Origin of the sequence: Syntrophus aciditrophicus SB (assembly GCF_000013405.1) — a bacterium.
GTDB classification, from domain to species: Bacteria; Desulfobacterota; Syntrophia; order Syntrophales; family Syntrophaceae; genus Syntrophus; species Syntrophus aciditrophicus.
The window spans coordinates 2009102-2034498 of record NC_007759.1; the positions used below are offsets into that span (position 1 = coordinate 2009102).

At 54.8% G+C, this 25397-nt stretch carries 18 protein-coding genes and 1 pseudogene; 2 read left to right on the forward strand and 17 right to left on the reverse strand.

Translation table 11 applies throughout. The annotated features are described in order from the left end of the window. The first annotated feature begins 192 nt into the window (after window positions 1-192). On the forward strand, window positions 193-1137 hold the full coding sequence (locus SYN_RS09220) for a carbohydrate kinase family protein (RefSeq protein WP_011417829.1): 945 nt from the start codon (window positions 193-195) through the stop codon (window positions 1135-1137). Here the strand turns inward: SYN_RS09220 and SYN_RS09225 are convergent. The 7 genes and pseudogenes from SYN_RS09225 to SYN_RS09255 all read right to left on the reverse strand — a co-directional run bounded on the left by SYN_RS09225 (window position 1116) and on the right by SYN_RS09255 (window position 10728). After that, window positions 1116-1730 carry a carbonic anhydrase gene (locus tag SYN_RS09225; protein WP_011417830.1) on the reverse strand — a complete coding sequence of 205 codons (615 nt, stop codon included), beginning with the start codon at window positions 1728-1730 and terminating at the stop codon, window positions 1116-1118. The two genes, SYN_RS09220 and SYN_RS09225, sit on opposite strands and share 22 nt — an antisense overlap. Then, entirely contained in the window at window positions 1730-2401 is a 672-nt protein-coding gene (coaE, locus tag SYN_RS09230) for a dephospho-CoA kinase (RefSeq protein ID WP_049749964.1), read from the reverse strand. Before coaE ends, SYN_RS09225 begins: the two co-directional genes overlap by 1 nt. 131 nt (window positions 2402-2532) lie before the next feature. Further along, window positions 2533-2886: pseudogene (locus SYN_RS09235) on the reverse strand (redoxin domain-containing protein); the annotation flags it as partial. Window positions 2887-2898: 12 nt separating this feature from the next. Further along, entirely contained in the window at window positions 2899-3036 is a 138-nt protein-coding gene (locus SYN_RS16925) for a redoxin domain-containing protein (protein WP_148202539.1), read from the reverse strand. Between the two features lie 209 nt (window positions 3037-3245). Further along, complete coding sequence (locus tag SYN_RS09245; RefSeq protein ID WP_041584936.1) at window positions 3246-5957, reverse strand: bifunctional acetate--CoA ligase family protein/GNAT family N-acetyltransferase; 2712 nt, start codon at window positions 5955-5957, stop codon at window positions 3246-3248. Between the two features lie 176 nt (window positions 5958-6133). Further along, window positions 6134-8191, reverse strand: a complete 2058-nt coding sequence (gene ftsH / locus SYN_RS09250; protein WP_148202540.1) for an ATP-dependent zinc metalloprotease FtsH — start codon at window positions 8189-8191, stop codon at window positions 6134-6136. 29 nt (window positions 8192-8220) lie between these two features. Then, window positions 8221-10728, reverse strand: a complete 2508-nt coding sequence (locus SYN_RS09255) for a glycogen/starch/alpha-glucan phosphorylase (protein WP_011417837.1) — start codon at window positions 10726-10728, stop codon at window positions 8221-8223. A 104-nt stretch (window positions 10729-10832) separates the two neighbouring features. On the opposite strand from SYN_RS09255, the gene SYN_RS09260 reads away from it, so the two are divergent. Further along, window positions 10833-11060: a hypothetical protein gene (locus tag SYN_RS09260; protein ID WP_041584937.1), complete on the forward strand. Its 228-nt coding sequence runs from the start codon at window positions 10833-10835 to the stop codon at window positions 11058-11060. Here the strand turns inward: SYN_RS09260 and SYN_RS09265 are convergent. From SYN_RS09265 to SYN_RS09310, 10 genes are all read right to left on the reverse strand, one after another. Further along, window positions 11042-11806 carry a type III pantothenate kinase gene (locus SYN_RS09265; protein ID WP_011417840.1) on the reverse strand — a complete coding sequence of 255 codons (765 nt, stop codon included), beginning with the start codon at window positions 11804-11806 and terminating at the stop codon, window positions 11042-11044. The genes SYN_RS09260 and SYN_RS09265 overlap by 19 nt on opposite strands. An 11-nt stretch (window positions 11807-11817) precedes the next feature. Beyond that, window positions 11818-12639 (reverse strand): biotin--[acetyl-CoA-carboxylase] ligase, encoded by an 822-nt coding sequence (locus SYN_RS09270; RefSeq protein WP_011417841.1) that lies wholly within the window; start codon window positions 12637-12639, stop codon window positions 11818-11820. A 3-nt stretch (window positions 12640-12642) separates the two neighbouring features. Continuing rightward, window positions 12643-13494: a carboxylating nicotinate-nucleotide diphosphorylase gene (nadC, locus tag SYN_RS09275; protein ID WP_011417842.1), complete on the reverse strand. Its 852-nt coding sequence runs from the start codon at window positions 13492-13494 to the stop codon at window positions 12643-12645. Window positions 13495-13501: 7 nt separating this feature from the next. After that, window positions 13502-16165, reverse strand: coding sequence for a valine--tRNA ligase (locus SYN_RS09280; RefSeq protein WP_011417843.1), 2664 nt, complete (start codon window positions 16163-16165; stop codon window positions 13502-13504). 113 nt (window positions 16166-16278) lie between these two features. Then, window positions 16279-17490, reverse strand: a complete 1212-nt coding sequence (locus SYN_RS09285; protein ID WP_041584938.1) for a tetratricopeptide repeat protein — start codon at window positions 17488-17490, stop codon at window positions 16279-16281. Between the two features lie 135 nt (window positions 17491-17625). Continuing rightward, entirely contained in the window at window positions 17626-18561 is a 936-nt protein-coding gene (gene miaA, locus SYN_RS09290; protein ID WP_011417845.1) for a tRNA (adenosine(37)-N6)-dimethylallyltransferase MiaA, read from the reverse strand. A gap of 148 nt (window positions 18562-18709) precedes the next feature. After that, window positions 18710-20560: a DNA mismatch repair endonuclease MutL gene (gene mutL, locus SYN_RS09295; RefSeq protein WP_011417846.1), complete on the reverse strand. Its 1851-nt coding sequence runs from the start codon at window positions 20558-20560 to the stop codon at window positions 18710-18712. 129 nt (window positions 20561-20689) lie between these two features. After that, entirely contained in the window at window positions 20690-21643 is a 954-nt protein-coding gene (locus SYN_RS09300; protein ID WP_011417847.1) for a hypothetical protein, read from the reverse strand. A gap of 125 nt (window positions 21644-21768) precedes the next feature. Next, on the reverse strand, window positions 21769-24522 hold the full coding sequence (locus SYN_RS09305) for a GNA1162 family protein (protein ID WP_041584940.1): 2754 nt from the start codon (window positions 24520-24522) through the stop codon (window positions 21769-21771). A gap of 53 nt (window positions 24523-24575) precedes the next feature. After that, window positions 24576-25388: an MBL fold metallo-hydrolase gene (locus SYN_RS09310; protein WP_011417849.1), complete on the reverse strand. Its 813-nt coding sequence runs from the start codon at window positions 25386-25388 to the stop codon at window positions 24576-24578. Window positions 25389-25397: the final 9 nt, after the last annotated feature.

Sequence of the window (25397 nt, forward strand, 5' to 3'; positions counted from 1 at the left end):
TTCGCCGCTGCGACAAGTTGACTAGCCCCTGTGAAATTGAGATTTCTCAAAATGTGTAGTAGGGTCGCCATCGGTTTCGGGATTCGTTTCACCGGTCTTCGAAACCGGCGGCATCAAATTTTCACCCCGCCGGCGCTTTCCGTTAAATCTGCCCGGGTCGGGAAATAAAAAAGGATTTCTCCGGAGACGACGATGGAAAACAGAATTTTCACATCACCTCCTCTGATCTGCGGTATAGGACAGTGTTCCCTGGATTACCTCGGTCGGATTCCCGCCTATCCACCCCCCGATGTCAAATGTGAATTTTCCGGGTTAGTCATTCAGGGAGGCGGACCCGTTGCCACCGCGCTTGTGGCCCTTTCCCGCTGGGGGATGCGCTGTTCCTTTGCCGGGATAATCGGTGACGATGCTTTTGGACAGGCCATTGAAACCTCCCTCCGCAATGAGGGCATCGACACGTCAAACTTGCTGGTCCGACGGAACAGCGCCTCTCAATTTGCCTTTATCACCGTCGAGCCGGACACCGGACGGAGGACCATCTTCTGGCAGCGCCCCACGGGCATCCCTCTCCAGCCCTGGGAAATCCCCCAGGAACAGATCCGCAAATCCGACGTGCTGCATACTGACGGACTTTTCATCGAAGCCTCCCTTCAGGCCTGCCGTATTGCCCGACAGGCTGGAGTGGCTGTGGTCGTCGATGCCGGCACCCTTCGTGAAGGAATGCTGGAGCTTGCCGGTTTGAGCGATTATTTCATCGCCTCGGAAACCTTCGCCCGCCGGTTGACGGGAAATTCGGACCCCTTGGACGCCTGTTCTTTTCTGCTCAAGCAGGGTCCCAAACTCGTCGCCGTTACGCTGGGTGCGGCCGGTTATGTTGCTCTCCATGGAAACACGACGATACGGAAAAGCGCATACCCCGTAAACGCCGTTGACACAACGGGCTGCGGAGATGTCTTTCATGCCGGATTTATCTTCGGGTTGGTTCAGGGGTGGAATTACGAAACGTGTCTTGATTTTGCCGCCTGGGCGGCGGCTCAGGTGAGTCTTCAGCTGGGGGGACGAAAAGGAATCCCCCCGCTGAGCGAAATCAGGAGTCGAGGCTATCCCTGCAGCCGTCAGGAACCCGCCGCCAGGTAACCTCTGGCCAGGGCCTTGTTTACGTGCAGTACCCCCTTGTTCATTTCTTTCATGGGGTAATCGTCCGTAATGACCGGGAGGGCATCCGCCTGTTCCTGCGTCTTGACGACAGATCCGGCAGGCACATACCGTCCGTCCGCCACAGTGACCCCCATGAGAAGAACCCCCGGTTCAATCACGCAGTTGCTGCCCACATAGGACTTGAAAACCAGCGATTTCATCCCCACGAAGGTGTCATCCCGAATTACCGCCGGGCCATGCACTTGAACCTGATGGGCCAGGGAAACTCGATTGCCCACATAGACGGCATATTTTTTCCCGTCGACTTCAACGAGATTCTTCTCTACGGGTTTCCCGTCCAGTTCCGTTTCCAGGGCATGAATGACCACCCCGTCCTGGACATTGGAGTCACTGCCCACATAAAGAGGCTGACCCTCATCTCCCCGGATGGACGCCCCGGGGGAAACCATGATATTGTCCCCCAGGATGACATTCCCGATAACCGCCGCAAGAGGATGCACAAAAGTGAAAGACCCGATCACCGGTTCGGAAGCCCTGGCTGAAAAGTCTGTAAGCACGTTTTTACCGATCATTACCCTACCTCCCGTTCTTTATGGATTGTTCCTGTCTGAAAGGAACTCGCAGCGGATTTTCTCTGCAGTCGTTCCTTTTTCAGAAGCTGTGTCCAGATTTTATCGATCTGCGCCTGTGTCTGTTCCCGGGGACCGGCATTGTTCACGATGATGTCGGCGAAGTCAATCTTGTCCTCGATGGACATCTGGGAATTGACCCGCTGGATCGCCTCTTCGGGACTGTAGCCGTTTCTCAGGATGAGGCGGCGAATCTGTTCCTGCGGCGGAATATAGACCAGCAGGATCACGTCATAATCATTCTGCTTCCCCAGTTCGATGAGCAGTGGAAAATCCGAAACGACGATGGCATCGGGTCGAACACCGCGGATCTCCTCAACGCTGCGCCGCCAGGCCTCGAAAACCGCCGGATGAACGATCTCATTGAGCTTTTCCAGCTTCCGGCGGTCGGCAAAAACCAGAGTCCCCAGGCGGGCCCGGTCTATGGTACGGTCTTCCCGAAGGACGTCCGGACCGAAGGTATCGACGATTCCCCGCCAGGCAGGCTTATCGGGTTCCTCCACGTCATGGGCAAGACGGTCGAAGTCAATGATGAATGCGCCCTTTCCCTCAAGCATCCGGGCAACTGTGGATTTTCCGCAGGAAATGCTTCCCGTCAAACCGACATTCAACATGGCGCCCCTTCTACCACAGGGAACGCCTTCCGGCAATGAAAACCTTGTTCTTCCGTAGAAAAAACCATGCTGAAATCCATCAGATCGTGTTCGCGCTCTCAGTCAGCAGGCGAGCTGTTCAGGAAAAGGCTTTATGCCCCGCCGGTCCGGGTCCGGCCTTCTTCATCGTTCAGATGATCCAGCAGCGAGAGGAGTTCCCCATTTTCCACGATATCGGACATGGAATTGCCATAATGCACGAAGCGGATCACCCCCTGCTTGTCAATTACGAGCTGTGCCGGCAGACGGCCAAGTTTCAGCAGTTTCACCTGCTGGCCATATCTTTTGGAGACGGTATGATCGGGGTCGGGCAATCCGACAAACGGCATCTCGTGTTCGCGCCACCATTTCGTAAAAGCCTCCGCATTTTCTGGACCGATCGCAACCACCTCGGCATTTCTTTTCACAAAATCAGGATAATCCCGACGCAACTGCGCCATGTGCCGGCGGCAGTAAGGTCAAATAAAACCGCGGTTGAAAATCAGGACGACGTGCCTTTCACCTCGATAACCGGAGAGCCTGATCTGACGTCCTTCACTGTCCGCAAGTTCGAAATCGGGTGCGGGTTTATGCAGGACAATTTCGCTTCCGTTCATGATGTCCACCTCCATCCTTTCGACCCCTCCTGTTCCCGCAGCTGTAATCGGTTTGAGATCAACAGCACTGATTAAAATATTTGGCTTTTTCCCCTCTCTTTCCCCTGAGGCAGCAAGCATTGTATAAAAATATGTGGCACTTTTTGAATCGATCTTTACTTGAGTTCCGGAATCTCACCTTGAAAGTCAACTGCCCGTACCCTGAGCATTTACAGCTGCCTCAACTTCAGGCTGCTCCGCATGATCCCATCTGAGAGCCGCTTTGTCGCGAATCCCAATTTCCTGAAGAGCCCGAGCATTTTTTCGTTTTCCATCAGCACCTCACCGTATATCTCGCTCAGCCCTTTTGATTTACCTATCTCGATGACGCTCTTCATCAGCTCTTCCCCAACGCCTTTGCGCTGAAACCTGTCGTGAACCAGCACAGCAATTTCTCCAGAGTCGAAATCAGGGTTCAGTATGAGTCTCGCAACACCGATAATTTTTCTTTCTCCGTTTTCTTTTATTTCAGCGACCATCGCAATGTGTCGGTCATAGTCAATATTACAGAACAGGACCAGCCACTCGTGGGTGACATTTTTAAAAGACGAGAAAAATCTTGTTCGCCGGGATTCTTCGGAAAGGGTTGCAAGCAGTTCCCGTTCCAGCGGTTCGTCTTCAGGCCGGATCGGCCGCAGCACCATCTCGGCGCCATCCGCTGATTTCAACGGCGTTACTAAACTTGCCGGATAGGGAGTGATCACGAGGTGCGGATAAGGAGCGTCCGACTGCCGATAATCCTTGTCCAGGATAATCCTTGCGTCCAGGGCGCACAGTACGCCTCCGGTTATGGCCAGCGGGTTGATGTCGATTTCCGCTATTTCCGGAAAATCAACGATCAGATAGGAGAAATAGACCAGGATGGTTTCCAGTTCCCCGAGATTGGCCGGCGGCTTGCCGCGCCAGCCCTGAATCAGTTTATACGCCTTTGTAGCTTCCATCAGCCTTTTTGCCAGCGTCCGATTGAGCGGAGGCAGACCGATCGAAAAATCCCTGATCAGCTCAGCCGTTACTCCTCCCATTCCAAAGAGGATGACCGAACCGAAATCCTTATCCTTTTTTGAGCCCAGAATCAGTTCGTAATCGATGTCCTCAATCATCTTCTGAACGGTGACGCCTTCAATCAATGCCTTGGGAGCATGATCCCGAACCCTCTTCAACATGCCCTCATAGGCATGCCTCAGTTGTTCGTCCGAGTTGATTCCCGCCACAACGCCGCCGACATCGGTCTTGTGCGAGATATCCGGAGAGACAATCTTGATGACCACGGGATACCCGATCTGCCCGGCAACGGTTACCGCCTCTTCCACAGACGAGGTAAGCGAGGGAACCGTCGTGGGGATGCCGTAGGCCGCGAGGAATTCTTTTGATTCATCCTCGTTGAGAAGGGTTCTTCCTTCACCAAGGGCCTTACTGATGAGACCTTTCAGGCGCTCCTTTTCCTTCATGACCCCCACGATGAGATCCTTCAGGTCCCCCTGGGATGTTTCCCGGCCCGGCAATTCTTCAGGAGTCTCATAGAGCAGTTCAAGGTTTATCTCATCCTGGTACATATTGACATATGCCCTCACCGCCTGTTCAGGGGTTTCATAGTTCGGGATATTGTTCCGCGCCAGCTTTTCCAATGCACTCCGGACCTTGTCCGCCCCCATGAAGGCGGTAAGAATCGGCTTCCATGATCCTTTTGCAGTGTCAATCACAGCCTGGGCCACTTCATCCGGCACGGCGGTATCCATGGGAACGTAGATGACCAGGACTCCATCCACCCCTGAATCGTTTAAACAGATCTGAGCTGCCTGGGCATATCGGGAGGCATCCGCGTCCCCCAGCAAATCGATGGGATTGCCTTTACTCCAAAACGGCGGCAAGATCGAGTTTAGCCGTTCCATGCTTTCGTCAGAAAGCCTGGCAAGTTCACCCCCGAGTTCGATCAGTGCATCGGTTGCCATGACACCGGGTCCGCCGGCGGCGGTCACGATGGCCAGTCTCGGCCCTTTGGGGAGTTTCCGTGAATCAAGAATTTCAGCGCAGTCAAAGAGATCGGCGATTTCCTTTACCCGCAACACGCCCGCCCTTTTGAAGGCCGCCTCATAGATGGCGTCGTCGCCGGCCATAGCGCCGGTATGGGATCGGGCCGCCTGGGCACTCTCGGTAAATCTCCCCGGTTTGATAACAATGATGGGTTTACGCATTGCAAAAGCACGTGCCGCACTCATAAACTTCTTTGCGTTGCCGACCCCTTCCATGTAGAGCAGGATGCTTCGCGTGTCAGGATCCTCGCCGAGAAAATCGATGAGGTCACCGAAATCCACATCGCTCATGGCGCCGAGCGAGGCAAACATGCTGAACCCGACATGCTCATTCACCGCCCAGTCAAGGATGGCACTGCCCAGCGCCCCGCTCTGGGAGATGAAGGCAATATGTCCGGGAGGCGGGTTTGTTTTCAGAAAGGTTGCATTCAACCCTTCATTCGGCCGTACAAAACCCAGACAATTCGGTCCGAGGATGCGCATGCCGTATTTCTTCCTCGATGCCGTTATCCGCTCTTCCAGTAACCTGCCTTCCTCGCCGATCTCTTTAAAGCCAGCCGAGATAATGACCAGTCCGCCGATACCCGCCCGGCCGCAATCCTCAACGAGTTCGGGAACTTCCTTCGCCGGGGTGGCAATAACGGCGAGATCGACCGGTTCAGAAATGTCGGCAATATTCTCAAAGCATTTCCGGCCCAGTATGACTTTTTTCTTCGGATTGACCGGGAATATCTTTCGATCCTTTGCCTGGAGAAGGTTGGTGAAGATGATTCGTCCCACCGAGCCCTCCCTGTCGCTTGCACCGATTAACGCGACACTGCCTGGATTGAAAACATTGTTCAGGTTCCCCATTAGACACCTCCAAGGTCTACTTGACCGCATCGGACGGATCGGCACAAGCTGCCTGCCGATATCGTTCCATGAGTTCCGCAACCCGTCTCATGACGGATTTCCGTTTTTGCCTCCTTCGGCTGTGAAATCCCGCTTCTCTTGAAATTTCCCGGTGAGGCGCCTGATGGCGCACACCTTCACGATGGTCCCGCAACGCCGGGAAGGGACACGGAGGGTTCGGCGTTTTTGTCTCCCCCATCAGGAACGGGCAGTTTTCCGGCGTCCAGGGCTGGTGCCGGCGGAAGCCCCGTGATCCTGAGAATTTCCTGCTCGTCGAGGGTCTCCTGCGCTACAAGGGCTTCGGCCAGGACATCGAGTTGTTTGCGGTATGCTCTCAGAAGCCGTTTGGCCTCCTCGTGACTTTCGGCAATAATCCTGATCACCTCGGCATCGATGGCTTCCGCGGTTCCGTCGCTGAACGGTCTGGCGCTGCCATAGCCGGCCGGACCGCCCAAGTATGGATTTTCACGGGGCGCGAGCTGAATCAGTCCAAGGCGCTCACTCATCCCCCAGCGTGTGACCATCCGGTGAGCCAGTCCAGTGGCCTGCTCGATATCGCTTTCGGCCCCGGTAGTCCGGGTGCCGTAAACAATCTCCTCGGCAGCTCGTCCCCCGAGCATTCCGACGATTTTCGCGCGCAGATAGGCTTCCGTATAGTTATAGCGGTCGCTGTCAGGCCGCTGGTAGGTCACGCCGAGGGCCTGTCCCCGGGGAACGATCGTTACACGATGCACCCGGTCGGCCCCGTGCGCAACCAGACCAAGAATGGCATGCCCCCCTTCGTGGTAGGCGATGCGTTCCTTGTCCGCGTGACTCAGAAGAAGGGGGCGTTCAGGACCGAGCACGATCTTTTCCAGCGCGTCCAGGAAGTCCCTGGCGCGGACATCATCCTGATCCCGCCGGGCCGCCATCAGTGCCGCCTCATTCACCAGATTCCTCAGGTCGGCGCCGGAAAACCCCGGCGTCGCGGCGGCAAGTTCCCCCAGACTGGCATCCTTCGCGAGGGGAACGCTGCGGGTGTGGACTTTTAAGATCGCCTCACGCCCGACCTTGTCCGGAAGGTTGACCACGACGCGCCGATCGAAGCGCCCCGGCCTCAGGAGCGCTTTATCCAGAACATCCGGCTGGTTGGTTGCCGCCAGCACGATAATGCCCTCCCGGCTGGAAAAGCCGTCCATCTCGGTAAGAATCTGATTCAGGGTCTGTTCCTGCTCACTTGCCCCCCCGATCGCCACCTGCCCGCGCGCACGACCGATCGCATCCAGTTCATCGATGAAGATGATCGCCGGCGCATGCTCGCGCGCCTGCTTGAACAGGTCACGCACCCTCGCCGCACCGACCCCCACGATCATCTCCACGAATTCCGCGGCACTCATCGAGAAAAACGGCACTCCGGCCTCTCCGGCGACTGCTTTTGCCAGCAGCGTCTTTCCCGTGCCCGGCGCACCAACCAGCAGCACTCCTTTCGGAGCGGTTCCGCCCAGACGGGTATACTTCGGAGGATCCTTGAGAAAATCCACAATCTCGACCAGTTCGTTCTCTGCTTCATCAATACCGGCAACATCGTCGAAAGTGACCTTCCGGCCTTCTTCCTGGTCGTAGCGACGCGCCTTGCTCTTTCCGATTCCCATAATCCCGCCGCCCAGACCGCCCTGCTGGGCCATCCGTCGGAAAAGCCAGATATAAAAGGCGATGAAGAGCAGTCCGGGACCGAAGCTGTAGACAATCGTCGCCCAGGGGCTGCGTTCTTCGTGGATCGGCTTGGCGCTGATCTCAACCCCGTTCGAGATCAGAAAGGCTTCCAGACCCGGATCTACGAAGGAGGGCACTGTCGTCGTAAACGTGGTCACCGCCTTGGATGCTTTCCGGGAATCTCCTGCCTTTTCCTCCGCAGCCTGGTAAGCTATCTCTTCCTTGAATCGACCCGTGATGGTGTCTCCCCGGCTGAAGATTTCCTTGACATTGCCCTTACCGACTTCACCCTTGAAGAGGGTATATGGCACCATGACCGGCTGTTCCGCATCGGGAATCAACAGTCTTACCATCAGAAAGTTCACGATTAGAATGAGGACAAACCACAGCCATGCCTTGCCCGGCGGCATTTTTTTCCTATCGGCGCCCTCAGGAGATCCCTGCTTGGTATCAGCCGATGCGAAGCCGGTCCGGTTTTGCGTCTGCTGGCGTGTCAATCTCATGTCCGCCTCCTCGGATATTTCAAACTCCATCATTTTTCTCTGTTGACCATCAGAGGTTCCACTCTCCATATCTTTTCCAGATATTCCCGGATGGACCGGTCGGAAGAAAATCTGCCCATCCGGGACACGTTGAGAATCGACATTCGAATCCATCGATCCCGATCCAGGTATGCCGTCCCCGCCTCTCCCTGACAGTCGATGTAGGACTGGTAATCAGCGAGGAGGAAATACTCGTCACGGTTAAGGAGTGCATCCGTGAGGGGCTGAAAGAGGCTGCCGTCTCCCTTCGAAAAAAAGCCTGAACGAATCAGTTCAATGATTTCCTTGAGTTCTTCGTTTTTTTCATAAAAGGCACGAGGGTTATATCCCAGCATATTCAGGTTAGCGATTTCTTCCGCCGTGAGACCGAATAAAAAGAAGTTTTCCGATCCTACCTCCTCAAGAATTTCGACGTTGGCCCCGTCAAGTGTGCCTATGGTGAGGGCGCCGTTCAGGGAAAACTTCATGTTGCCCGTGCCCGATGCTTCCTTGCCTGCTGTGGAAATCTGTTCCGAGATATCCGCCGCGGGATAGATCCACTGGCCGTTCTGCACATTGAAATCGGGGAAAAAGACGACTTTCAGCCGGTCCGCCATTTCCGGATCGCCATTGACAACTTCGGCAATGGAGTTGATGAACTTGATGATCAGTTTGGCCAGGAAGTAGCCCGGAGCGGCCTTGCCGCCAAAGATCACCGTTCGCGGCGGAACATTCAGAGAAGGATTTCTTTTGAGCCGGATGTACTGCGAGATAATATGGAGGGCGTTCAGGTGCTGACGCTTGTATTCATGAATTCTTTTTACCTGGATATCGAACAGGCTCTGCGGATTCACGACGACACCCGTGCGTTCCCTGATCAGACACGCCAGTTTTTGTTTGTTCTCCTGCTTCACCCTGTACCAGGCATCCCGAAATGACGGATCGTCGGCGAACCCTTCCAGACGACGGATCTCATCCTGGGTGTTGCAGATCCACGCATCCCCCACCGCCTGGGTAATGAGTCTGGAAATCCCCGGATTACTGAGGACCATCCAGCGCCGCGGTGTCACGCCGTTTGTCACGTTCACGAATTTTTCAGGGAACAGCTCAAAAATATCCTTCATCACGGTTTTTTTCAACAATTCCGTATGAAGAGCCGCGACTCCGTTTACTGCATGGCTTCCCACAGCAGCCAGATTAGCCATTCTTACATAGCGGTCGTCCGTCTCATCAATAAGAGAAAGCCGTCTCAGTCGTTCGTCATCGCCGGGATATGCCAGTCGGACATCTTCGAGGAAACGACGGTTTATCTCGAAAATAATCTCCAGGTGCCGGGGAAGCATCTTCCGGAAAAGCGGCAGGGACCACTTTTCCAGGGCCTCGGGGAGAAGTGTGTGGTTCGTGTAGGCAAAGGTTTTTTTCGTGATTTCCCAGGCCCGTTCCCATTCGATCCCGTGTTCATCCACGAGGAGCCGCATCAGCTCAGCCACGGCAATCGAAGGATGGGTATCGTTCAGCTGAACCGCATATCGCTCGTCGAACGTGTCCGGCAGACCGCCGCCCCCAAGCCCGTGAATCCGGATCATGTCCTGGAGCGAACAGGAGACAAAGAAGAACTGCTGGGCAAGCCTCAGTTGTTTGCCCACGGTCGGCTCATCATTGGGATAGAGAACCTTCGAAATCGTCTCGGATACGAGTTTTTCCTCCACGGCGCCATAGTAATCCCCGATGTTGAAGGCCTGGAAATCGAAAGACTCACAGGCCTCCGACTTCCAGAGCCGCAGAATGTTGACGTTCTCCACATGGTAGCCCGGTATCGGGGTGTCATAAGCCATCCCTTTCACGACCCGTTCCGGAACCCAGCGGACGCGATAGCGGCCTTTTTCGTCGTAACAGGGTTCGGTATGGCCGCCGAAAGGCACATAGTAAGCAATCTCGGGACGGGCGATCTCCCAGGGATTGCCCAGAGCCAGCCACTTATCCGTGATCTCACGCTGCCACCCATCTCGGATTTCCTGATCGAAAATGCCGAATTCATATCGAATTCCATAACCGATTGAAGGCACCTCCAGAGTGGCGAGGGAATCGAGAAAACAGGCGGCCAGTCTGCCCAGACCACCGTTTCCGAGCCCCGGCTCCCCCTCCTGGGTAATCAGAACATCCAGATCAAGACCGAGCTGCTTCACCGCTTCCCGGGTCTGTTCATAAATTCCGAGGTTCATCATGGCGTTTGCCAGGTGTGGTCCCGGCAGGAACTCCGCGGAAAGGTAGCAGACGGCACGGCTGCTTCGCTGAAGCGCCGCTATTGATCGGACCCAGCGGTCAAGCATCCGGTCCCGCACCGTGTATGCAAGGGCCATGTACCAGTCGTTCTGCGTTGCAATTCTGGGAATCCTCGCCTGGACATAATACAGATTCTCAAGAATGGCGCTTTTGATGGCCTCGGAAGTCAAGCCGGTCCGGACATCTTCCCGAAGTCTCGGCATCGCGGAGGAACGTCCAGGGTGTTTTTGATTCATTGTGCACCTCCTTCTGATCCCTGCATGCGCAGGTCATGATCCGGACGCACTTTTCATCCGGGTTCACGGCCAGGCGGACTTAAATTTTTTAGAGGTTGGTTTGTTTGAAAAGAATCAGCCAGCTTGCCTTTTCTTTCTTTTATATCGATAACAAGGGAAGATTTCCAGAAAGGAATGATGAAACTGACAGCAAAGAAAAAAAACGGCTTCCGTTCCTAAACATTTCCATCAGGAATTTAAGAATGGAAGCCGAACAATACAGAATAATTCAGGCCGATCAGAAGCAAGGGAAAGAGATGTACGTTGCCGAAGCTCAACTGTTTCTTTTATAAATAAGCCTGAGTCCCTCCAGGGTAAGCATATCATCGATCATTTCGATGCTCCTGGTTTCCGGCTTGACGACCTTGGCCAGCCCTCCTGTGGCAATCACCAGGGGATTGGAACCGATTTCCTCTTTCATGCGGGCCACGATCCCGTCCACCAGGCCGGCATACCCATAAATAATGCCCGCCTGCATGCTGCTCACCGTATCCTTGGCAATAATCAGTTTGGGAGTGCTGAATTCCACCCGGGGCAGCTTCGACGCGCGCGTAAAGAGGGCTTCACTGGAAATGACGATCCCCGGGGCGATGCATCCGCCCATGTATTCCCCTCGCGGAGACACGTAGTCAAAGGTGGTTGCCGTCCCGAAATCGACCACGATGGCTTCCCGCTTGTATTTCTCAAAGACGGCCACGGCGTTGACGATCCGATCCGCCCCGACTTCCTTCGGGTTATCGTAAAAGATGGGCATTCCCGTTTTGATCCCGGGACCGACGATCAGGGGCTTTACCTGAAAATATTTCTCACATACCGGTTCCAGGATGTTCAGCATTGGCGGCACGACACAGGAGATAATGATGTGCTGGATGGCCTTCGAACTGATTTTACTTGTCTTGTAAAGGTTGTACATGAGCATGCCATACTCGTCGACCGTATTTTCGATGACCGTTCGAATCCGCCAGTCATGGACCAGTTCTTCCCCATCAAAGACACCGAGCACCGTATTGGTATTTCCCACATCAATAACTAAAAGCATGACCTGTCTTTTTATCCTTTCTTAATGGTCGCATCGCCAGCGATAACGCGCGTGATCTTCCCTTCCCGGTCGCAGAGCAGCAATGCGCCGGAATCATCCAGTCCAGCCACTTCACCGCTCTGGACCTCTTCCCGGAAAATGACCTGGAGCTGTTCTCCCAAGATGCGGGCATAAATCAGCCAACGCTCCTTGAGGGATTGAAAACCCTCCGCCAGATAAAGTGTATAGCATTTTTCAAAATGATCATAAAGACTTACGGCGATATCCATGCGCGGCAGAACCTGCCCCGTCTCTTCACGCAGGGAGGTCGCAAGATTACGGAAAGTCTCGTCAAATTCTTCATTTCGTATGTTCACATTGATTCCGATGCCGATGGCGATGTAATCAATCCCGTGTGCTGAAGTCTTCATCTCCGCCAGGATCCCGCAAACCTTTTTCCCGTTGATTTGAACGTCATTAGGCCATTTGAGACGAACCGATCCGGGACAGTAGAATGACAGAAGATCCGCGACGGCCACCCCGGCCAGCAGGGTCAGTTGTGGTGCAACGGAGGGTTCGATGGGAGGTTTCAGAAGAATGGATGTATAGAGATTGCGCCCGGGCGGGGACTGCCAGGGTCTATGCAGGCGGCCGCGTCCCTTCAACTGCGTATCGGCGATGACGATCGTGCCTTCCCCTGCTCCGGAATGCCCCAGATGAAACGCGGCGCTGTTCGTGGAATCAATTTCGGGATAAAGGTAAACAGCCCGGCCAATCCGTTTGCCTTTCAGTTTTTCCTTTAAAGCGTCCTCATCGAAATCCGTCGGCAGGACTCGAAGCGCGTTGTCGCTCATGCCTCACTCCCGATTCATCACCAGCAACGAAAGATCCGCCGCTTTCACCGAATGCGTCAGAGCCCCTACGGAAATGAAATCCACTCCCGTTTCCGCAATCTGCCGGACTGTGGCCAGGGTCACGTTTCCCGACGCTTCCAGGGGGATCCTGCCATTTACATGCAGAACGGCCTCCCGCATGTCCGGGACGCTCATATTGTCCAGCATGATGATATCGACTCCCGCCTGAATGGCCTCGTTCAATTCCTGGAAATTTTTCACTTCCACTTCGATTTTCAGGGTATGGGAGGCCCTCTGACGAACCCGCGCAACCGCTGTCCCGATGCCGCCCGCCGCCTCGATATGATTGTCCTTGATCAGAACTGCGTTACTGAGGCCGAAGCGGTGATTGGCGCCTCCACCGATCCGCACTGCATACTTGTCCAGGATGCGCAGACCGGGAGCGGTTTTTCTGGTATCCAGAATCTTCGCTTTTGTCCCCGCAACGGCCTCGACATACTGGCGGGTTGCCGTTGCGATGCCGCACATCCGCTGGAAAAAATTGAGAGCCACCCGCTCTGCGATCAATATGCCTGCAAGTGATCCGGTAATCTCGGCTACTACCTGCCCCTTCCGGGCCTGCTGAGAGTCCTGCTGACAGACAGCAATCGCGATCCGGTCGTCGACGGCGAAAAAAACCTGACGAAAGATATCAATCCCGGCAACCACCAGTTCAGATTTGGCCACAACCCGGGCGTAACCGTTCTCCTCCCCACTCAATACGGCGGCAGTCGTCACGTCACCCGATCCGACATCCTCCTCCAGAGCGGAAAGGATCAGGGCGTCCAGCATGTGCTTCGGGAGCGGGAAATTCATAGGGAATCTACTCCACTTCCATGATCTGGAATTTCTTGAACGCGGCTTTCAACAGGACATTTTTATCCCGCAAAGCCTTGTATTTTTCCTCCTCTTTGCGGATAACGGCCTCTGCCGCCTTCTCGAGGAAATCGCGATTCGCCAGTTTCCGGGCAACAATCGCCAGATCCTTTTCCAGTTTCGCCATTTCCTTTTCCAGACGGGCTTTTTCTTCCGCGATATTGATCAGCCCTTCCAGCAGGACAAAGATGCGCATGGCGCCCACGACACCCGTTGCCACGCCTTTGGGCTCTTCCATATCTCCCTCGATCGCAAGCTCCGCCAGACCGGCCAGATTGATGATATCTCCCTGTGCCGAGGCGATAACGGTTTTTTCCTCCACCCGAGGAGCGGAGATGATGACGCGAAGCTTTTTGGAGGGAGCGATCCCCATTTCACCCCGAATGTTCCGGATGCTGGTGATCACATCCATGACCAGCCCCATCTCCCGTTCGGCAACTTCGTCTATCTGACTTTCATCCAGAGAGGGAAAGGGGCTTACCATGATCGACGTCCCGTCTTGAGTGAGCTTCTGCCAGATCTCTTCCGTGATGAAAGGCATGAAGGGATGGAGCAGCTTCAGACCGTTTTTCAGGACTTCCTTCAGGGTAAGCTGGGCCGCCATACGTTCTTCCGGAGTCTCTTTCCCGTAAAGCGTGGGTTTGATCAGTTCCAGATACCAGTCACAGAACTCATGCCAGAAAAACGAGTAAACGGCGGCGGCGGCGTCATTGAACCGGTATTCGTCCAGACTGCGGACGACCTCGGCTGTGGTGCGCTGCAGCCGGCTCAAAATCCAGCGGTCTTTAAGGGATTTCTCTTCCCTGCCTGCCGCTGCTCCTTCGGCTGGATAATCTTCCAGATTCATGAGGGAAAAGCGGGCGGCATTCCAGATCTTGTTCACAAAGAATTTATAACCCTCGATGCGCTCCTCGGACATCCGGACGTCTCTTCCCTGGGCGGAGAAGGCGGCCAGGGTGAACCGGAAGGCATCGGTGCCGTACTTGTCGATCATATCCAGGGGATCGATGCTGTTCCCCTTGGATTTGCTCATTTTTTCTCCCTTTTCGTCACGGACCAGGGCGTGGAGATAAACGTCCCGGAAGGGAACGTCCTTCATGATGTACTTGCCCATCATCATCATCCGGGCGACCCAGAAGAAGAGAATGTCGAAACCGGTGATGAGCAGCGAGGTTGGATAAAAGGTCTTCAGTGCAGGGGTCCGGTCCGGCCAGCCCAGTGTGGAAAACGGCCAGAGGGCGGAGCTGAACCAGGTATCCAGAACGTCCTCTTCCTGCCGCAGTTCATTGGACCCGCAATCGGGACACGCATCCGGGTCCTGTGTGGAAACGATCATCCGGCCGCAGGATTCGCAGGTCCAGACGGGGATGCGATGCCCCCACCAGATCTGGCGGGAGATGCACCAGTCGCGGATGTTGTTCATCCACTCGTAATAGGTCGCCTCCCACATCGGTGGGATTATCCTGGTTTTTCCCTTGACCACGGCGCTGATAGCCGCCTTTGCCAGGGGTTTGATCCTGACGAACCACTGTTTGGAAACGTAAGGTTCGATGTCGGTTTTACAGCGGTAACATTTTCCAACATTGTGCATGTACGGCTCAACGCTGACGAGATAGCCCTGTTCCTTCAGATCGGCCACGATATTCTTTCGGCATTCGTAGCGGTCCTGCCCCTGATAGGGACCGCCGTTTTCGTTGATGACGGCGCTGCCGTCCATGATGTTGATAATTTTCAGAGAGTGTCTTTCGGCCATGGCAAAGTCGGCGGGATCGGAGGAGGGGGTAATCTTAACTGCCCCGGAACCGAATTCCATGGTCACATAGTCGTCGGCGATGATGGGGATCTTGCGGTTCACCAGGGGCAGGATCACTTCCTTGCCCACAAGGTCCCTGTATCGGGGATCATCGGGATGAACGGCCACTGCAGTGTCCCCCAGCATTGTTTCCGGACGGGTTGTCGCAACGATAATGTCGCCGCCGCCGTCGGCAAGAGGATAGCGGATGTTCCAGAGCGAACCGGCTTCTTCCTTATACTCCACCTCCAGATCGGAGATGGCGGTATGACAGCGGGGGCACCAGTTGACGATGTAATCCCCCTGATAAATCAGATCGTCCTGATAAAGGCGGACAAAAACTTCCCGGACTGCCCGGGAAAGCCCTTCATCCATCGTAAAGCGCTGCCTCTCCCAGTCGCAGGAGCAGCCCAGCCGCTTCAACTGATTGATGATCACCCCTCCATACTTCGCCTTCCACTCCCAGACCCGTTCTATAAACTTTTCCCGGCCGAGATCATGACGCGTCAGCCCCTCCCTGGCCAGCTCCTTTTCAACCACGTTCTGGGTGGCAATGCCGGCATGGTCCATCCCCGGCATCCAGAGGGTGTTGTACCCCTGCATCCGTTTGAAGCGGACGATGATATCCTGCAGGGTGTTGTTCAGGGCATGCCCCATATGGAGTATTCCTGTTACATTAGGCGGGGGGATGACGATCGAGAAAGGGGGTTTTTCACCTGCGTCTTCCGCGTGGAAGAAACCGGAATCCACCCAGTACTGATACCATCGGGCCTCAACTTCATGAGGTTCATACGCTTTGTTCAAAGACCCACTGTCCATTACAAATGCTCCATAAAGTTCAAAGGATCCGAGACCGGCCTCGTTCTTGCCTCGGTTTTCATTATAAGCAAAGGCTGCCTCTTACCCTCTGATCATTAATATTTTCCAATTTTTTATGAAAGCTTCATTTGCTTCCTGATCTCTCTGATGATCAGCAGGGCGTCGGCGCCCGTCACCGATTCCAGAGGAACAAATTTCCCGGAAGCCGCATCGGCGGCTTTCATAAAGCCCCGGCTGGTCATCACCATGACGGCATTAAAATAGGGAAGATCGGAACGCAGATCCGGGAAAGGAGAACGCTCTCCGATAAAGCGCGTGGCCAGCCCCTTGTCCCCAGATGCCTTGATCAGGATATCCTCAATCATCATGGCGTACGTTGCCCGATCCACCGGCGCGTCAGGTCGGTATGTTCCATCCGGATAAAGTTCCAGTCCCCGAACACCCAGATTGAGGATGCCTTCGATATCGGCCTTCAGGGGATGGACGGCTATGTCGACGGCTGTAAGCCGAGCCTTGGCGGCTGCTTCCCCGGCCTCTTCAGGATACTTGAAGGTCGTATCGGATTTCCCGGATGTTCGCTTTCTGTAAAGAACATCAATCTTAAGCTCTTCCATGAGCAGGGCGGCGGCATCAGCGCGGCTCAGCTTATCGACAAGGGCGATCTGCTTCCCCATCGCCGTCCCCGGCCTGGCCCGTTTGATTTTCTGTACCAGGCTCCACTCTCTGTCCGCCTCATCGAAGTGTTCCGATTGAAATTCAAGGACTCGGGCAAACATGGATTCGGCGCTATCCAGATCGAGGGCTGTTTTGAAGCAAAGCCCCATGAAATAAAAGGCTGCCGCGGACCGAGGCTCCAGTTCGATGGCTTTTTCAAACTCGCCGCGTGACTTTTCAAGCCAGTCCCCGTCGATCTTTTCACAGGCGGCGCCGACCTGCATGCAGTAAGCGTGGCTCAGGGTGTTTACTCGGATGTAACCCACATGAACAAAAACTTTATCCTCATTGTTGCCTGCGTGGGACCAGGCCCTTTTCAGCGCTTCACCCCCCCCGGAAAAATTGTTCCGAGACCCTCTGACCAGCGCGACGCCCACATGGGCCCGGGAATATTCGGGATTCAACGAAAGAGCCAGATCAAATTCCCTCTGGGCGTCCCCAGACCGGCCCTGATCGAGCATTTTCATACCGGTAAGGAAGTGATGTTCCGGCGTGTCCAGAGAACTGACCGCCTGACGGGTTTTCGGTCCGCAGGAGACCAGCATTGACAAAGAGGATAAAAGAAGGAACAGGAACAGGAACAGAAACCGACAGTTCTTCAACACGAGCATCCGCATGGACTCCTTGCCATTCGAAGTGAAAATCCCGGGAGAGCGCCTTTCGCAAGGCGCATCATTATATTTATCCCCTTTACAAGTCAAGAAAATTTGCAGTTTTCCCATATTGGGAAGGATCCCTTACCAGGGTCATTCTCCCCTCAGAAAACGGCCCGCATACCGCAGAATCTCCTCTTCATTCCCGGGTTCGAACCAGCGAATCTCCGGATCGGCCCCGAACCAGGTCAACTGGCGCTTAGCATAACGCCTTGTTTCCCGTTTCAACTGGTCAACAGCTTCATCAAGATCAAGCTCTCCTTTTAAAAACCCGACCATCTGCCTGTAGCCCAGGGCCTGCATCGGTCGAAGCCCCTCATGAAACCCCATGTCCAGCAGTTGCCGGACTTCGTCCAGAAATCCCTGCGCCAGCATCTCTTCCGTTCGTGCTTCGATACGCTCATACAGAACGGAACGGGAGCAGCGAAGACCGATCTTCAGGACCCGGTAGGGTCTTTGGGCAAATCTGTGTTCCTGCTGCTGTTCCACGATGGAGACGCCGGTCAGGTCCAGAACTTCGAGAGCCCGGATCATCCGGGTCGTATCGTTGGGGTGGATGATCGCCGCGGCGCGTCTGTCCCTGGCCTTCAACATCCCGTAAAGGCCCGCCTTTCCCTCCCGTTCCAGAATTGTGAAATAGTGCCGGCGCAGCGCCTCATCCGCGGCCGGACCATCGAAAAGCCCACCCAGAACGGCGCGGATGTAAAGCCCCGTACCCCCGACTACGATAATCTTTTTTCCCCGCTTGTGGAGTTCGGCGATGACGGCCCTGGCACGTTCCATAAAGCACGCCGCGTTGAAGGATTCATCGGGATTGACAATATCAATCAGGTGATGGGGAACACGGCACTGCTGGTCCGGAGTGGGCTTGGCAGTTCCAATGTCCATATGCCGGTAAACCTGCATGGAGTCCGCGCTGATGATTTCTCCACCCCATTGCTTCGCCAGACGGATCGCAGCGGCCGTCTTACCCACCGCGGTGGGTCCCATAACCACGATCAGCCGGGGTTTTTCTATACTGCCGGTCATCTTGTTCCATTTCTTCTGCGATAAGAGATTGCCTTTCTTCGGCTGCCCTCTTCCGCGTCGTCATCTTCCCGATTCATGATTTCACAACGGCGCCGCACTGTCCCTGCCGTTTTACCCTCCTGCTTATTGCGGTGGAGCGCAAGGAACTCTATCTGCGCCGGAACATCCGTTCAATGTCTTTGAGAGGATACAGCACATAAACGGGCCTTCCGTGAGGACAGGTCGCGGCAAAAGGCGTGGCATCCAGATCACGGCACAATTGAGCTACTTCCTCCCGGATCAGTTTTTGCCCTGCCTTGACCGCTCCCCGGCAGGCCAGATAGGCATATATCTTTTCGCCCTTCTCCTGAAGAGAAAGGCCCCCCCCGCGATCGGCACATTCCGCGATCAGATCCTTCACGAGAACTCCCGGATCAAGATGGGCCAGCAGAGTCGGCAGGGCCTTGATGATGATTTCCTCCCCGCCAAAAGGTTCCGCTTCGATGCCGACCTGCTCCAGAAGCGGAACCACGTCGCCGAATCGTTCAAAATCCGGCCTGGACAGATTCAGGATCTCAGGAATAAGGAGCACCTGAACGGCTGTTTTGTTTCTTTCCGCCGCCTTTTTAATCTTTTCAAAGAGTATCCGTTCATGCGCCGCGTGTTGATCGATCAGAAGCATTCCGTCTGCCACAGAAAAAATCAAATAACTGTCCCACAGGGAACCGAGATAGACGAGGTCGGCGAAAACCGGATGAAAAGAATTCTGAGGCAGCGCCGGAGCGGGTGAAAGCAGGAGGGACTCCCGGGCATGGATCTCCTCTCCCCTGATCCGTTCAGCGAGGAAATGTTTTTTATTTACCGGATTGGCTTCTGTTCCCGTTCCATACATCATTTTCCGGCTTCCCGATGCCAGGGAATATCGTCTCAGGGCCTCGGAAATCCGGGATTCGTAATCCTCTTGCGGAATATGGCCGATTTCCGCAGTTCCAGCCGGTCCGTAGCGCGTCAAACTCAAAGCGGATTGACCCATGCCGCGAAGCATGCCGGACAGAGCCTCAACAACGGCTTCATAAACGGTCCGGGGCTGCCGGAAACGCACCTCCAGCTTCGCAGGATGGACATTGACGTCCACATCGGCCGGGTCCAGATCAACATAGAGAACCACCGCCGGGTATCTTCGAGGCTCGATAACTCGCCGATAAGCTGTCATCACGGCATGATTCAGGAGATGATCCCTGACATGCCGCCGGTTGACAAATGTATAGATCTGTCTCGTCGTTGCGCAGGTAAAGTCAGGGCGGGAGGCAAAGCCAGTAACCCGGACCCGGTCGGTTTCCCCTTCAATGGGCTGCAAGCGGTCGGCATCGGCATTTCCGAGAACGAGGGCGACCCGCTCGGAAAGCCTGGATGTTGCCGGATAATGGCACAGTTCTCTCCCTTTGGAAAATACACGGATTCTTACTTCCGGATTCGCCAGGGACAGGCGCGTAATGACATCCAGGCAGTAAGCCCGTTCCGTTGCCTCCGCCTTGAGAAATTTCTTGCGCACCGGAACAGAATCAAAAATCCGGCTGACAGTAATTGAGGTTCCTATCGGACAGCCGGCTTCCGTCTTTTCGCAGATATTCCCCCCTTCGACTACAATCCGCATTCCTGCAAGATCGTCGGCGGTACGGGTAACGAGTTCAGTCCGGGAGATGGAGGCGATGCTTGCCAGGGCTTCTCCCCGGAACCCGAAGGATCTCACCCGGTAAAGATCATCGAACTCGGCTATTTTGCTCGTGGCATGACGGGCAAAGGCAAGGGTCACATCCTGGGCGAATATTCCGCTGCCGTTGTCGGCAACCCGGATCAGTCCGCAGCCGCCTCTTTCCAACTCGACATTGATATCCGTCGCCCCGGAATCCAGGGCATTTTCCAGGAGTTCCTTGACGATGGACGCCGGTCTCTCCACAACCTCGCCGGCGGCAATCCTGTGAGTCAGTGTTTCAGGAAGAAGGACGATTCTGCGATTCAACGGCTTACCTCCAATTTATCAGGGAAAAAGAGGCCGCGGCCATCCCTTCTTGACGGACGACCGCGGCCTCAGGCATATTTTTTTGTGCTCCTGAATATCCGGAATGAAAGCCTGTTAAGACTGTCTATCTCAATCCAGAACGATCATCACACGGCATTTCTTCAGGAATGATAAATTATCCTTTGCCGCCCGGATCATCCGCGCGTCATCACTGCTGATTATGATATTGGCGGCCCCCGCGCCATCCGTCTTCAACCCTTTGACGCTCAGGGGATTGCTTGTCACCCGGGGGTTGCTCTGGGCGGCGGTCAGATCTCTGGCATAACCGGTCATCCCCTGCTGAATGGCGAACTCCCGTTCTACCATCATGGAACCATAGACCTCACCGCCGTTTTCATCGACAATTTTTGGTGACATGGCCGGTCGAGCCTGAAGTCCACGGGCATCGATCACCAATCCGGTAAAAGCAACGGGAGCCGGAATTGCACCCTGCGGCGCGGGGGTATCTTCCGGCGGAGGCTGCGGTGCAGTCATCTGAGGCACGGGGGGAGAAGCGGGCGCTTCTGCGGATGGCGCCTCCGGGACGGGTTCGATTTTCTTTTTCTCCAGAATTCTGGGGATAACCACCCTGGAAAATTCGCCCTGAAGCGGCATTCTCAATGTCACTTCCACGGTTCCATCTGACAGATACTCCTGATTTACCACAATGGCCCCTTTCACCAGACCTTCTACCTGGGATTTGATCACGTCACTTTCGGCAACGAAGTCCCTGATGGTGGTTTCGGAACTGACCTGCACGCCCCTGGTGATTTCCAGCAGATTGCGTTGAGCATCCAGTCTGGCTGCCCTCAAGGCCAGAGGGCGGGCATTGGGTCTGCCGACATACCGGTCCGGCGGCGCACCAATGCCGACGGCCTCTATATAACCGGCGGACCAGTTGATTTTTCCCCTGTCCCCCATGGTCTGAACGATCTGCACCCATTCGGACAGTCCGACTTTTTCATCCTGAGCCATTACGACGCCTGAAAAGAAAATCAGTGCGGCTGACACCACGCCAACAGAAATCCATCGCTTCCACTGCATAGCTGCCTCCTTATGAACATGAACTTGAACTGAAATTCAACGCACCCGCTGTCATCCGTATTTCGAGCTTCTCTTCTCAATGAGTGCGAAACTACCAAAAATACACACCCGTTTCAATGAGGAAATCAGGGTCGCCGAAGATCTCTCTCATCCTTCCTTCCGGCAAAGGCATCGGCCTGAGGGGCTTTCAGCCAGGGCTTGATGGAAATGCCATCTTCATTCTGCCTGAAGATGCCGGAGTCATCGGGAGCGGAACTCCCCCACCAGTTCCGTGAGGCGTCGATCCGAATGCTTGAGAAGGCTTGAATGTCCGTGATCTCATTCCTCAGAAAATTGTTGAAGTTGATCTTCGGACGGGACATGCCGACACACTTGATGGCGCCTTCGCCGGTGTTTTCCTCAAAAGTGCTGTAAGATATCCTGGGCGCCACGTCGTTCCGGCAGAAAACGCCGTTCTGGGCGTTCTTTGTGATATGACACCAGGAGATTTCCGGTGATCCGAAGGATATGTCCAGGGCGATGTCCGCGTATTTAAACACACAATAGCGGAAAATGCTGTTTGCCTTCGTCGGTTTGGCCAAGTGGATCGCTGTGGAATACGAGCCGGGCGTCGGTGATTGCCCGGAGGCTGTGAAGAGAACGGGGCGGTCGCTCGTCCCGAGGGCCTCGACGGCGCCGTCTTCCACGATGATCGAGGTATGGGGATCGTAACGGATTTCCACCCCCGGTTCGATATGCAGGATCGCGCCGCCGTCGATTACCACGTCCCGCTTCACCTGATAGGGGCTGTTTGCCGGAATCAGAAACGCGTCCCTGCTGATCGATCCTCCCAGATCCGATGCCGGAATATTCAGGGGAATCGGCTTTCCCTGAGGCCAGGGAGCACTCAAAACAGACCCCACCGAAATCCTTCCGCTTATTCTTGAAAAGAGTTCCGCGCCCCTGACGGTTCCCCACCAGTTCAGCAGGCCATCGGCCGGTTCCCCCACGCTGTCTGCCGCCATATCCAGGGGGGTGTTATCGAACAGATTATTTTCCCGGATCGCCGCTTGACTTGTGTTTACCAAAATGCCCGTACCCCGGTTCCGGGTTACCAGATTATGCCGGATCACTGGCGCCGAACTCTGAATTCGAACGCCCTCACGCTCGTTATCCTGGATCCTGTTGCCCTCGAGAAGAGGTTGTGCTCCATTGACGATGAGAATGGCAGCTTCCCGATTTCTGGAAATGATATTGTCGACCACCCGGGGTTTGGAAAAAGCCCCGTCAATGTGCAGGGCGACTCCGTTTTCCAGTAGTTCGCAGGTCTCGATCCGTGGTGATGAAGACAGGCAGGCAACGGCAGTTTCCGCTCCCCGGATGCGGCAAAACCGCAACGGATTTTCCTTATCCCGGACATTGACAAACCGGAGACCAGGCCATGTTTTCTTACCTTCCACCACGTCGAAATTCACAATGTGCTCCCGGTCGCCCTGGACCTCGATCCGGCCTTCGATGATTAACGCCCCTTCACGGGAACGGACCTCCGTTCCCGGTTCAATCACCAGTCGGGCCTTGTCCGCCACTGTCACATCCTTTTCGAGCACATAGGGACTGGCGCCGGAATACCAGACGGTATCGGTCTCTATCCGGCCCGATACCGGGGTCGGTCCCGGAGCGACAGCCACTCCCTCCAAAGCATCCGTCGCCTCACTCTCATTTCCGGCCTCGTCAAAAGCGGTAATCCGATAATAATATGGCTGTAAATTCTCCAGCCCCTCATCACGCCACTGCGTCACTTCCGTTTTCGCGATTTCTTCATAGCCGGTCAGAGGGGTCTTGCTCCGATATACTTTGTAGCCTGCCAGATCGGTTGCTTCCCCTTTGGTCCAGTTGAGCAGGATCGTCCGGTTTCTTCCTACCGCCCTGGCTTCGGCAATCTTTTCCGGCGGCTTTGTATCCAGGGTGACGGTCCCGACAGCATCAACCCACTGAACCGCATTCCCGGAATCGTCGCGAAGCGTCCCGACAATGGTGGCCCGGGAAAGGTTATCGCCGGGAACAACTTTATATATGCCGAGATAACCGCCGGGTTCGATTTCCCGCATGTCCACATGCTTCCGAAAATCCCCGATGTCAAAGGAGGCCCGCATTTTCGGTGTCCCTTGAATGACCACCCGTATCTCTTCCCCGGCCTTTTTAGGCTTTCCCTGAGTATCCTGAGTCAGCAGGGTGATGCCCGGTGGACGGAGAGCTTCGGCAAGATGAGGTACGGGAAGGGTTTTGACCATCTCCCGGAAAAGATCGTCGCAGGCGCGAAGCAGCTGAATGTCCCGGATATTCATGGACGTGGCAACAACGGTTGCAATCAGACCGACCGGTGTTGTAGATACACCGCCTTCGTGTATTCGCGTCACGTGTTTTCCACTCCAGAGGAAATGACCGGTTTTCGCATCATACATCCGAATTTCAGCGCCGACGGAAACCTGAGAGTAGACAAGGGCAAAGAGTCTGTCGAAATTGGATATCTCTCCAAATACCACCGCATCGACTCCCAAGATTTCCCCCAGCTTTACGGGAGATGTGTTCCGAATAACCCCGGGGTCCGTCAGTCCGGCCTTCAGCAGCAGATCGTCGACACGATGAAGTTCCATGTCTTTGAACGGCAGGGAGCTGAAATGATTATAAAAGCCCTTCCTTACTTCATTTGAACCCGCCTGACTGTTTGAAGAATTGCGGAAGGGAAGTACGGCAACCGTGCGGGGCGTGTGCTTTTCCATGTAAGGATCCACGACATAGGTCCCCTGGAAGAGTTGCCTTATCTGCGGTGAAATCACCGTATTTTTGGTCGCTGCGAGACACCCCTGAAGAATTATAAGGACAGATAAAAGAAATGCCATGACCCATACTCCAGAGCATTTTCTCGACATAAAACCAGCCTCCGATGGAATTTTTATAATGGGTTGAAAACTTCAACCGCGGACAGGGCGTTATGGTCGTGCGTGATCACTTCGCCATGTCCGGGATAAATAATCTTCGGGGAAATCATCCCGACCAGTTCCCGATATGTGTTGCATATGATTTTCCTACTCCAGCAGAAACCGTTCAGCCTTCCCCTGCCTTCCTTAAAGGGGTTGACGACCAGATCGCCGCAGATCAGTTCTCCCGTGGACGGGTGATAAAAGGAAATGGAATCCTCCGTATGTCCAGGCGTCTCGATAACCTGCCATGCACCAAAACCGGCCGCGCACGTTTGGAGGAATCCTTTATTCTCCTCTCTGGCATCAGGAGATCGAGGGGTATTGAGTTCGAAATACCCGACCCGGCTTTCCGGAAAGGGCAGGTGAATGCAGTTTCTCAACCCTGGAAGGGGAATACCCGACAGACTGTCAAAACGCAGATGGTCAAATCTCCTCACATAGCGGGTGCACCAGAACGTGGCGGGAAGAAAACCGGAAAACCAGTGCCGGATAAGCGAAAGTTTTCTTCTGCCCTGGACATACTCCCGAATGAATGGAGAATAGAGAATTCTGGTTGAAAGCGGACATTTTTCCAGGAATGATCCCATTCCGCCGATATGGTCGATATGAAAATGCGTAGCCGTAATAAACCGGACATCCTTCATGGCCATGTCCGGCTGCCCGGCAATGAACTGTTCAATGTCCCTGGCAGCGCCGATACTTCCAATATCCACAACCATCAGGCCATCGAGTCCGGAAATGACATAGGACCTGGAAAATCCGCAATTCGGAACAGGATGGATCATAAACGCATT

Bases quoted from the DNA above. Each gene is read 5' to 3' on its own strand.
- SYN_RS09220 (WP_011417829.1), top strand. From the start codon at position 193: ATGGAAAACAGAATTTTCACATCACCTCCTCTGATCTGCGGTATAGGA.
- SYN_RS09225 (WP_011417830.1), bottom strand. From the start codon at position 1,730: ATGATCGGTAAAAACGTGCTTACAGACTTTTCAGCCAGGGCTTCCGAA.
- coaE (WP_049749964.1), bottom strand. From the start codon at position 2,401: ATGTTGAATGTCGGTTTGACGGGAAGCATTTCCTGCGGAAAATCCACA.
- SYN_RS16925 (WP_148202539.1), bottom strand. From the start codon at position 3,036: ATGAACGGAAGCGAAATTGTCCTGCATAAACCCGCACCCGATTTCGAA.
- SYN_RS09245 (WP_041584936.1), bottom strand. From the start codon at position 5,957: ATGGGGAACCTGAACAATGTTTTCAATCCAGGCAGTGTCGCGTTAATC.
- ftsH (WP_148202540.1), bottom strand. From the start codon at position 8,191: ATGAGATTGACACGCCAGCAGACGCAAAACCGGACCGGCTTCGCATCG.
- SYN_RS09255 (WP_011417837.1), bottom strand. From the start codon at position 10,728: ATGAATCAAAAACACCCTGGACGTTCCTCCGCGATGCCGAGACTTCGG.
- SYN_RS09265 (WP_011417840.1), bottom strand. From the start codon at position 11,806: ATGCTTTTAGTTATTGATGTGGGAAATACCAATACGGTGCTCGGTGTC.
- SYN_RS09270 (WP_011417841.1), bottom strand. From the start codon at position 12,639: ATGAGCGACAACGCGCTTCGAGTCCTGCCGACGGATTTCGATGAGGAC.
- nadC (WP_011417842.1), bottom strand. From the start codon at position 13,494: ATGAATTTCCCGCTCCCGAAGCACATGCTGGACGCCCTGATCCTTTCC.
- SYN_RS09280 (WP_011417843.1), bottom strand. From the start codon at position 16,165: ATGGACAGTGGGTCTTTGAACAAAGCGTATGAACCTCATGAAGTTGAG.
- SYN_RS09285 (WP_041584938.1), bottom strand. From the start codon at position 17,490: ATGCTCGTGTTGAAGAACTGTCGGTTTCTGTTCCTGTTCCTGTTCCTT.
- miaA (WP_011417845.1), bottom strand. From the start codon at position 18,561: ATGACCGGCAGTATAGAAAAACCCCGGCTGATCGTGGTTATGGGACCC.
- SYN_RS09300 (WP_011417847.1), bottom strand. From the start codon at position 21,643: ATGCAGTGGAAGCGATGGATTTCTGTTGGCGTGGTGTCAGCCGCACTG.
- SYN_RS09305 (WP_041584940.1), bottom strand. From the start codon at position 24,522: ATGGCATTTCTTTTATCTGTCCTTATAATTCTTCAGGGGTGTCTCGCA.
- SYN_RS09310 (WP_011417849.1), bottom strand. From the start codon at position 25,388: ATGATCCATCCTGTTCCGAATTGCGGATTTTCCAGGTCCTATGTCATT.